Source organism: Azohydromonas lata NBRC 102462 (genome assembly GCF_001571085.1).
In the GTDB taxonomy this organism is placed as follows: Bacteria; Pseudomonadota; Gammaproteobacteria; order Burkholderiales; family Burkholderiaceae_C; genus Azohydromonas; species Azohydromonas lata.
In genome coordinates this window covers 1-2,880 of the sequence record NZ_BCTC01000227.1, presented here as the reverse complement: position 1 = coordinate 2,880, position 2,880 = coordinate 1, and the positions used below count along the sequence as shown (strand labels likewise).

Annotated in this window: 2 protein-coding genes; one reads left to right on the top strand and one right to left on the bottom strand. The window is 67.0% G+C overall.

The window, feature by feature from the left end; genetic code table 11:
- Positions 1–90 precede the first annotated feature (90 nt).
- Positions 91–1,251: a ParA family protein gene (locus ALA01S_RS30645; RefSeq protein ID WP_238456024.1), complete on the bottom strand. Its 1,161-nt coding sequence runs from the start codon at positions 1,249–1,251 to the stop codon at positions 91–93.
- Positions 1,252–1,792: 541 nt separating this feature from the next.
- Between ALA01S_RS30645 and ALA01S_RS30640 the strand changes: the two genes are divergently transcribed.
- On the top strand, positions 1,793–2,880 hold a 1,088-nt coding region (locus ALA01S_RS30640), incomplete at its 3' end, for a replication initiation protein (RefSeq protein WP_169806055.1).

The following is a 2,880-nucleotide window of genomic DNA, read 5'->3' as shown; positions in this document are numbered from 1 at the left end:
CCGCAGGCGTGCCCGCGGCCGGCCGCGCCGAGCGCGGCGGCGGCAGGACGAAAGCGATGTTGTCGCCCTTGCGCTCCTTGCGTCCGGTGCTCATTGCGCGCCTCCGTTGAGCTGTTCGAGCTGCTTGGTCCAGAAGAGCTGGCCCTGGTCCTCGATCAGGTCCACCAGCCGGTCGTAGGCCTCGGTGGCGCGCTTGAAGGTGCGGGCGCTGGCGTTGACCACGTGGTCGTAGACGGTGCCGAACTCGGCCGACGAGGTGTTGGCCGCCGCCGTCTTGGGGATCTCCACCTGCACCAGCTTGTCGGCATAGGCCGTGGCCATCCACTTCTTGACCATCAGCCCCGTCTGGTCGGTGCTCTCCACCTTGGTGGGCAGCACGTCTATGAAGCTGAACTTCTTGTTGCCCCCGCGCTGGCGGATCAGCGTGTTGGTCAGGTCGGAGAACAGATCCCAGAACTGCGCGGAGCTGGCGAAGTCCAGCGCATTGGGCGGCAGCGGCATGACGATGCCGTCGGCGGCCATCAGCGCGTTGATGGTGGTGTAGGACAGGGCAGGGGGGGTGTCGATGATGATGAAGTCGTAGTCCTCGCGCGCCGCGTCCAGCCCCAGGTCCAGCACCTTCCAGAACTCGAAGTTGGGGTTGGCCATCTGCCGCGCCGGCAGCGTGAACTCCGCGCCGAACAGGAAGGGCGCCGCCGCCACCAGGTCGATGCCGTCCCAGTAGGTCGAGCGGATCGCATACGACACGTCGGCCTGCTCGCCCTTGAACAGGGGCAGCACCGTGTCGGCAATCTCCACCTCCGAGTCCGGCAGGATGCCGAAGAGGGTGGTGAGCGAGCCCTGCGGGTCGCAGTCGATCACCAGCACCCGGTGCCCGGCCAGGCTCAGGCCCTGCGCCACGGTGGCGGCGGTGGTGGTCTTGCTGACGCCGCCCTTGAAGTTGCCAATGCACACGGTGACGGCCGTGGCCCCCGCGGGGCGCAGGTCGCCCTCGCGCGCCACCCGCACCCACTGCCTGGCCTCGGCCAGCGTGAACTCGCGCCGCGCGCCGCTGGGCGACAAGGTGCCGGTGGGCAGGTCGCCCTTCTTGATGCGCGTGAGCACCTTGGACTTGTCCCAACCCGTCAGCTCCGCCAGCCCGCCGCTGGAGAACACCGGCGGCTGCTTGCGCGCATCCGGCGCCAGCATGGTGCCGCGGATCTGCGCCACCACCGCCTTCACCCGCTCGGCCTGCTCGTCGATGGCTTCCAACGAAATGCCATCGTCATCATTCAGCAAAGTTGCTTCCAAGACAGCGTTCCCCACGAATTTTCGTTGCGATGCGTCGCATTGTAGAAGTGATCCTCAAAACTGATCGACAGAAAAAATTCGAGGAGAAACAGGCTCAAAACACTGGACGAAGAAACTGAAAAAAGACTTCATAAAGCTTTCCTTTAAGCAGTCTTTACCTTCTTTAATACCTTTAGGCCTGTGGATAATTAAAAAAATCGTTGTAAATCAATGGGTTGCGTCCATGGGGTGTCCAGGTGGACACGGGTTTGCGTCCAGGGTTCTGACTTTAAGCGTCCTGCGCCTTGACCTTTCCTGTCCAGCCTTTTGACCCTGGCCGGCCTGGACGGCCTCCAGCCTGTGGATAAGTGAGCCCGGCATGAACGGGGAACCCCGGCGGCAGCGTTTGGAGGGCCGGCCGGATGTCCAGGGTTTTGACTATCCGGTACCTGGCGGCGTCCCCAACGGCCTGAAAGCGGCGACGGGGCCTGTCCGGCGGGTGCCGGACATATACTCGCCGCCCATGTCCAAGGCCTTGCAGACAACTCCACAGCTCCCGGCGGCGGAGGTCTTTCGCAAGCCCACGGCCATCATCGCCATCGTCCCGGCCAACAAGCCGCTGACGGTGACGGCGCGCAAGGCCTACAACGTGATGGGCCGCATGGCGCAGCGCGCGGGCGACACGGGCGACACGGGCTACGCGGCGCCGCTCAAATCCATACTGCGCGGCTTCGGCGCGGACTCCAACGCCGCCGGCTCGCTCAAGCGCTACCTGGACGAGATGATGACGACCAAGGTCGAGTGGCGGCAGCTCTCGGTCGGCGACACGCCGCTGCAGGCCGGCGACGCGGCGGACGTCGTGGTCGCCGGCGAGCCGGAGCGGCTGCTGATGTTCACGCTGGTGTCGCAGGTGGAGCTGTACAAGGTGGGCCGCGACAACTGGGTGCGCTGGTGGTATCCGCCGGCCATACGGCGCCAGATGACGGACCCCGAGCGCTGGGCGCAGATCAGCCTGGAGACGGTGGCGCGGCTGGGCACCTACGCGGCGGTGGCGCTGTACGAGATCTGCGTGCGCTACAAGACCACCGGCCGCACCGCGCGCCAGCACTGGAGCTGGTGGGTGCCGGTGCTGCGCGGCAGCGAGCAGGCCAAGCAGCGCGAGTGGCGCAAGATCAAGAGCGAGCTGGTCGTCCCGGCCCTGCGCGAGATCAACGAGCTCAGCGAAATCGAGATCACGCTGGTGGAGCACAAGGAGGCCGACGGCGTGCACGTGCAGTTCGAGGTGAGCCCGCGCGAGTCGCACACCGCCGCCGCCGAAGCGCAGCAGCCGGTCGACGTCTCGCTCGTCAATCGGGCCCTCTCGCTGCACCTGGCCGAGCGCGAGGTGGACGCGCTCACCGAGCGCTACGGCGAAGCCGCCATGGCCCGCGCGCTGGACTTGCTCGACCGGCACCTGAACGGCTCCCAGCCGCCGGCGGACCGGCTCGCGCACCTGAAATGGATTCTTCACGGCATTGCCGAGCGCGCGCCGCGCCGCCCGGGGCCGCAGGGCGCCATCGCCGCGGCGGCGCAGCCTCCGTTGCCGCGGGCGGCGCAGGCGTCAGGGCGCCG